7 protein-coding genes are annotated in these 6282 nt (G+C 63.5%); 2 read left to right on the top strand and 5 right to left on the bottom strand.

Annotation, left to right across the window (positions count from 1 at the left end):
* Window positions 1–14 precede the first annotated feature (14 nt).
* From rhaI to DRB06_RS01965, 3 genes are all read right to left on the bottom strand, one after another.
* Window positions 15–1205 carry an L-rhamnose isomerase gene (rhaI, locus tag DRB06_RS01955; RefSeq protein ID WP_111819003.1) on the bottom strand — a complete coding sequence of 397 codons (1191 nt, stop codon included), beginning with the start codon at window positions 1203–1205 and terminating at the stop codon, window positions 15–17.
* An 83-nt stretch (window positions 1206–1288) separates the two neighbouring features.
* Window positions 1289–2578, bottom strand: a complete 1290-nt coding sequence (locus DRB06_RS01960) for an MFS transporter (protein ID WP_111819004.1) — start codon at window positions 2576–2578, stop codon at window positions 1289–1291.
* A 43-nt stretch (window positions 2579–2621) separates the two neighbouring features.
* Window positions 2622–3026: an L-rhamnose mutarotase gene (locus DRB06_RS01965; RefSeq protein ID WP_073329081.1), complete on the bottom strand. Its 405-nt coding sequence runs from the start codon at window positions 3024–3026 to the stop codon at window positions 2622–2624.
* 227 nt (window positions 3027–3253) lie between these two features.
* Between DRB06_RS01965 and DRB06_RS01970 the strand changes: the two genes are divergently transcribed.
* Together DRB06_RS01970 and DRB06_RS16480 are read left to right on the top strand one after the other, a co-directional pair.
* Window positions 3254–3934: a hypothetical protein gene (locus DRB06_RS01970; protein ID WP_108968576.1), complete on the top strand. Its 681-nt coding sequence runs from the start codon at window positions 3254–3256 to the stop codon at window positions 3932–3934.
* Window positions 3935–4102: 168 nt separating this feature from the next.
* Window positions 4103–4990, top strand: a complete 888-nt coding sequence (locus DRB06_RS16480) for a hypothetical protein (protein WP_258522114.1) — start codon at window positions 4103–4105, stop codon at window positions 4988–4990.
* A 62-nt stretch (window positions 4991–5052) separates the two neighbouring features.
* Here DRB06_RS16480 and DRB06_RS15715 read toward each other — a convergent pair whose 3' ends face one another.
* Both DRB06_RS15715 and DRB06_RS15985 read right to left on the bottom strand, forming a co-directional pair.
* On the bottom strand, window positions 5053–5817 hold the full coding sequence (locus DRB06_RS15715; RefSeq protein ID WP_146750777.1) for a hypothetical protein: 765 nt from the start codon (window positions 5815–5817) through the stop codon (window positions 5053–5055).
* A partial coding sequence (locus tag DRB06_RS15985) for a hypothetical protein (protein WP_220092954.1) occupies window positions 5814–6282 on the bottom strand: 469 nt, incomplete at its 5' end. The genes DRB06_RS15985 and DRB06_RS15715, both read right to left, overlap by 4 nt.

The following is a 6282-nucleotide window of genomic DNA, read 5'->3' on the forward strand; positions in this document are numbered from 1 at the left end:
GGTCGGCACCTCTCTCAGGCTCCCCAGCCGGCGGCGGTGCCGCCGACGCGCTCGGAACGGATCTTGTCCAGGTAGCCGGACTCGAGGAAGGCCTTCATCGGGTCGGGGGCCAGCCCCTGGGCCTCGCGCAGCTCCGCCAGCAGCGGACGCACGTCGGTGTTGAAGGCGTCAACCAGGATGTCGTTGGCGGCCAGGACATCGCCGGCGCGCTGCGCCTGGTCGAGGGCCTCGCGGTCCACCAGGAGCGCCTTGGCGGTCGCCTCCTGCACGTTGGTGGCCGAACGAATCTCGCCGGGGATCTTCTCCTCCAGGTTGTGGCACTGGTCGAGCATGAAGTTGACACCGGAGTCGGGGGCGAGCGCCCCGGCCGAGACGATCTCGTTCATGATGCGGAACAGCTGGTAGGGGTCGGCGGCACCCACGATCAGATCGTCGTCGGCGTAGAAGCGCGAGTTGAAGTCGAAGGCGCCCAGGCGGCCCAGCCGCAGCAGCTGCGCGACGATGAACTCGATATTGGTGCCGGGGGCGTGGTGGCCGGTGTCGAGCACGACCTTGGCGCGGTCTCCCAGTGCCAGGCAGTGCACCAGGCTGGTGCCCCAGTCCGGCACGTCGGTGTGGTAGAAGGCCGGCTCGAAGAACTTATACTCCAGCACCAGTTCCTGGTCGTCGTCGAGGGCGGCGTAGATCTCCGCCAGGGAGTCCGCCAGGCGATCCTGGCGGGCGCGGATGGAGTCCTGGCCGGGGTAGTTGGTGCCGTCGGCGAGCCAGATCTTCAGGGCCGGCGAGCCGGTGGCGCGCATGATGTCGATGCACTCCAGGTGGTGGTCGATTGCCTTGCGGCGGATGCGCTCATTGGAGTTGGTCAGGGAGCCGAGCTTGTAGTCCTCGTCCTGGAAGACGTTGGAGTTGATGTTGCCGATGGTGACGCCCTGGTCCTCGGCGTGCTTGCGCAGCGCCTCGTAGTCGTCCACCTTGTCCCACGGAATGTGCAGGGACACGCGGGGGGTGACGCCGGTGTACTTGTTGACCTGGGCGACGTCGTCGATCTTCTCGTAGGGGTCGCGGGGTACGCCGGCGGTGGTGAACACGCGGAAGCGGGTGCCGGAGTTGCCGAATGCCCAGCTGGGCAGTTCGATCGACTGGGTCTTCAGGAGGCTGCGGGCCTCATCGCTGAGGTCGGACAGCGAGGGAACCGATGCGGTCATGGTTTCTCTCCGTTTCTTGAATGTGTTGGTTCGGATGGTGATGGGTTGTTGCGGCCCCGGCCGGTGGACCGGGCCATGGGTGATCAGGCGTTGGCGTTGGTGACGCGCTCGCCGTAGCGTTCCAACTCGATCTCCTCCAGGGACTTGCCCTGGGTCTTGGGGGCGCCGATGGTGCCCACCAGGGTGGAGACGACGAGGAAGCCGATGAGGATCAGGCCGTCGATCATCAGGCCGCCCTCCCACTTGAGGATGACCGGGAATATCAGTGAGATCAGGCCGGAGGCCAGGCGAACCGCGAAGAACACGATGCCCTGAGCGGCCGAGCGGTACGGGGTGGCGAACAGCTCGGGGGACCACACCGAGTAGAAGGCCTGGGCGGACGGGCCGGCGGACAGGCCCCACACGATGGTGTAGCCGAAGGCGGTCCAGGCGGCGTCGGAGGGACCGAAGACCAGGATGATCCAGGAGACGATGGCCGCCAGCCCGCCTACCAGGAAGTGCCACCGGTAGGGGACGCGGTCCACCAGGTTCATGAAGACGAAGGTGGAGACGATGACGAAGCCCCATGACAGCATGGAGAACAGGTCGGTCTGGAGGGTCTCGTAGCCCATGGAGCTGAGGATCGTGGGCAGGAAGATGCCGTTCTGGGAGGCGGCCTGGTTCCAGCAGGTGTAGATGACGGCCAGGAAGATGAGGGCGGTGATGTTCACGCGACGGTTGAACAGCTTGCGGAAGGCGGCCCACATCGACGGCGGCTTGGCCTGGGCGCCGCCCTTGGCGTTCTGCCAGGTCTCGGACTCCTCCAGCCCCTGCCGGATGTACCAGGTGACCAGGGCGATCACGACCAGGTGGGCGAAGATGATGCGGCTGCCGAGCAGGCCCAGCGGGGCGAGGGCGGCGGCCAGGCCGTAGCCGATGAACGGGCCGAAGGACCAGGCCAGCTGCGTGGCGCCGATGTGCTTGCCGCGCTGCCCGGTGGGGGCGAACTCGGCGATGTAGGTCCAGCCGGCGGGGACGGAGGCGCCCACGGCCAGGCCGATGATGACGAAGCCGGTGAACAGCATCGGCAGGTTGGCGGTGAAGACGACGATCAGGCCGCCGAGCGCATACAGCAGCAGGTCATAGGTGTAGATGAACTTGCGCCCGTACTTGTCGCACAGCGGGCCGCCGATCAGGGCGCCGATGGCGGCGCCGAAGGCGTTGGAGCTGAAGGCGGCGAGCAGACCCGCGATGGTGCCGTCGTCGTCGGGGAAGTAGGCGGCGCTCCAGAAGCCGAGCGAGGTGGCGATGGCGATGATGGAGCCGGAGTCGATGTAGTTCGACATGGAGACGGCGGCGGTCGCCTTCCAGCCGGTTAGTGGCTTGCGTGCCACGGGTTCCTCCTTGAATCGTGGGGGACGGGGGCGGGCGGGGGCGTCAGGGAAGGTAGAAGTACTGGGGCAGGATCTCGTTGGTGCCGCCGTCGGGCTGGACGAAGTACTGGGCCATCTCCTTCTGCCAGCGGGTGTTGACCTCTTCGTCGCTCATGGCGGACTGGGCGGCGTCGACGTCGTCGGATTCGAAGTAGCCGACGACGAGCCCGTCCTCGGGGCGCAGGAACAGCGAGTAGTTGCGCCATCCGCAGCGAGTCAGGGCCTGGCGCATCTCCTCCCACACGTGCTGGTGGACCTCGACGTACTCGGTGAGCCGGTCCGGACGTACGTGCAGCAGGAAGCAGCAGCGGTGAGGGGAGCGGGCGGTGGTCGTGCTCAGCAGCTCGGTGAGGGCTGCCTGCGCGGAGGTGCCCGCGGTGGAGGCGTCGGCGCTGGGGGAGTCGGTCATGGAACGTCCTTGTTCGAGTCTTGCGCCGCTGGTTTCGCGGCGCCAACGGTGTGAACCGTTTCAACATCGGCAACGCTAGTCCGGTCCCGGGCGAGTGTCAAGGGTGCTGGGGCGTGTGCCTGCCGCCGTTGTTGCTTGCGTGTGATCTACGGGCGTGTGAGACTCTATAACATCCTGATGACGTTGATTGCGAGTGCGACCTGTGAGGGCCCGCGGAGGAGTTGGTCATGCTTGGTTTCCTGCCCGGTTCTCCAAGGTTGCGCCGTGCCGCTGTTGGTGCGGCGGCGCTGCTGCTGGCCTGTGCGCCGGTGGTGGCGTGTTCGTCTGAGTCGGACGACAACCCCTTGGGTATCCCCACCTATGATCCGGAGGCTGCGGCGTCGGCGGAGGCGTCTGAGTCCGCGGCTGCTGCTTCCGCGGAGGCTGCGGGTGTGGTGACGGCGGAGTCGCTGTCCACCGAGCGCTACGAAGTTACCTCCATCCCCGAGGATCTGGATGAGCAGCAGACTGAAGTCCTGAAGGCCTTCGTCAACTACGACCAGGTCACCTGGAACATCTGGTTCACCGGAACCGGCGTAGAAAACGCCGAACCACTCACCACCGACGAAGAATATCAGATAATCGTAAACAATTACGAAGCTTCTAGTGGAGAGATCGTTGAGGGTGGACTGAGGATTGCGATTGCTTCCGTACTCATAACATCGCCATATTCTAAGAACGCTCAGGCGGAAGTTGTCACTTGTGGGGACCAATCGGCGCTGACCGCCTACGATGCTCAGGGTAATGATGTCAGTAACCCTGAAGTCCTCCAAGGGCGCTATGAAACGCTAATCACTATGATCAATGAGGATGGAACCTGGAAAGTGTCAGGCGAACAGACTCTATCCACTAATGAGTGTGCGGTGTGAGTTATGATGATCGATAGACGTGTTTCGGCGGCTGTGATGGCGTTAGTTATCAGCCTGGCCTCTGTTGTGGCCCCTGCGCAGGCTAAAGGTATCGGGAATAATGACACTGGTTTGTCATCTGGTTCGGTGTCATCTGGCGGGGATGGTTCGGTGACGATGAGTGTGGAGGTGGAGTCTGTGTCGGCTGCTGCGGACGGGTCTGGTTCGGGTGGCGCTACGGTGTCGTCGCAGTCGGTGACGGCTGCGGTGCATCCGGTGTGCTGGTACCAGGAGGGCAGTACGGGGGCGGAGGTGGCTGAGTGGTTCGACTCCGGTGAGGCGGACGAGGATACCCGGAACTTGAACTTTGATGGGAAGAGTGTGGAGGAGCAGAAACTAGACTACCCCGACTACCGGTTGCACGCGGATGACACGGAAGGGCGCTGGTATATGCCGACGTGCTCGTCGAAGTATATGGCCGACGATGACGAGCGCAGCATTGGCGATATCGCTGAGGCGTACTATGCGGAAAATAGCCCGGTGTGGGTTCCCGCAGGCGAGTCTGCTCCCGTTCCGGAGGTGGATGGGGCGACGTTGGCGCAGGCCGCCTGGGATGCGGTGACGATCCCTACGGCGACGATCTCGTATAACCCGATGGTTGGGGATGTGGGGGCCACGATTGTGGGTATGGATACCTGGGTGTGGGCCACGGGTGATACCCCCAAGGAGGTGCAGGTGACGGCTACGGCGGGGTCTACCACCGCCACGATCACCGCCACGGCCTCGATGCTGACCCTGCAGCCCAAGGATGGCACTGCCACGTGCACCGGCTTCGGCATCCCCTGGAGTGAGGACAATGACGCCAAGGGTACGGACTGCCTGATCGTGTTCGACCGGTCCAGTGCGCACTTCAAGGACGGTGTGACTCCGGTAGACATCAAAGTGTCCTACGCGATCACCTACACGGCCACCGACGGCGCCGCCGGAACCATGGACACGCATACCACGTCCACGACCACCAGCATCCCGGTGGCGGAGATCCAGGCCCTAAACACCATACCCACCAAACAACCATAAGGCGCCGGCTAATCTCTACTTGTCGTACCGAAGGTAGCTGTGGATCGCTTGCGCTTGTGTCATTATGCGGACGGGGTGCTGGTGGGTTGGTCGTTGGCGGTCATCGGGGCCGCGGCAGGAGTATTGACGGCGTCAGAGGTTTCGGGGGTGCCGGGGTCTTGGCTGGGGTTGGGGTTTGGAATGGCGTGGTGTTCCTGCGCTTGGGTGCCGACGTAGGTCAGCAGCTCGGGCATGACGGCCATGGCCTCCTGGGTGGTTTTGGGGCCGTCAAGGCTGCCTCCTGGGTCGCCCAGGACGACGGCAATGGTGAAGCCGTTCCCGAACCAGATGCCATGCACATAGTTCTCCGAGCCGATCTGCATTACCCAGAGGTAGCTGTTGCCCTCTAGTTCGGGGGTGTTGAGTTTCTGGACTCCGTTGTCGGTGTCCGCCGCCATGGTCTCATCGGTCCACTTGTAACCGTTTCCGGCGTCGTACTCATTGTCGTGCCAGTATTCGATGAACGCGATGGTGCCATACATTTCGTAGCCTCTGGCATCCGTAGCCGGTGGCCTGCCCGACGAAACAGTACAACGCCTATCCCAACCGCCGTAGCTCTGTATCGTGGAGCTGCCGATACTGCTGCCAAGGATTCGGTCGAGCTCGGCGGTGTTGTAGACGTCCTGGCATACGGCCTCCGGCGGCACCGGCATCTCCTCCGGCTGGTCCCATGGGCGCCACCAGGCCAGGGCCCCGGCGCACAGGACCGTGATGGTGAGCACGATTGCCAGCCAGCGTTGTATTGGCCTGATTTCCCGGCTTCGTGGGGCGGTGTCGGTGTGTTTCACCAGTCGTCACCACCGTAGTATTCCTTAAAATCGTCGGTGGTGCGCCATCTTTCTGGATTGCCGTTAATACCGATTCGGTTCATGACGTGTTTGACGTCGAGGCTGTTTCCGGATCCGTCGGTTACCCAGGTGTAGAAGTTCCTTTGCTGTTCGTTAGTTTCCAATATAACGTGGTGGGCGCCGTTGGTGTCTGTGGCGTACCAGGTGGCGGTGTTGGGGTCTGGTGGGTTGTTGATGAGGCCTGCGTTGAACGCATTGGTGTAGATGGGTGCGGGTAGGCCGGGGGTGCCTGTGGGGATGGTGGGGTTGGGCTGAGGTGTGGTTGTGGGGGTGTGGGTGATGGTGTGTTGGCCGTTGGTGTTGGTGGTGATGGTTAACAGGTCGGTGGAGGCTGCGGCTCCGGCGTTGGCCGCGTCGGTGATGTCGGTGGTGCCGCCTAGTAGGGTGAGTAGGTTCAGGGCGTCG

Origin of the sequence: Actinomyces sp. Z5 (assembly GCF_003287795.1) — a bacterium.
Classification (GTDB): domain Bacteria; phylum Actinomycetota; class Actinomycetes; order Actinomycetales; family Actinomycetaceae; genus Actinomyces; species Actinomyces glycerinitolerans.

Coding starts and splice junctions, on each gene's coding strand:
- DRB06_RS01965 (WP_073329081.1), bottom strand. CDS start 3,026: ATGACCGACTCCCCCAGCGCCGACGCCTCCACCGCGGGCACCTCCGCG.
- rhaI (WP_111819003.1), bottom strand. CDS start 1,205: ATGACCGCATCGGTTCCCTCGCTGTCCGACCTCAGCGATGAGGCCCGC.
- DRB06_RS01970 (WP_108968576.1), top strand. CDS start 3,254: ATGCTTGGTTTCCTGCCCGGTTCTCCAAGGTTGCGCCGTGCCGCTGTT.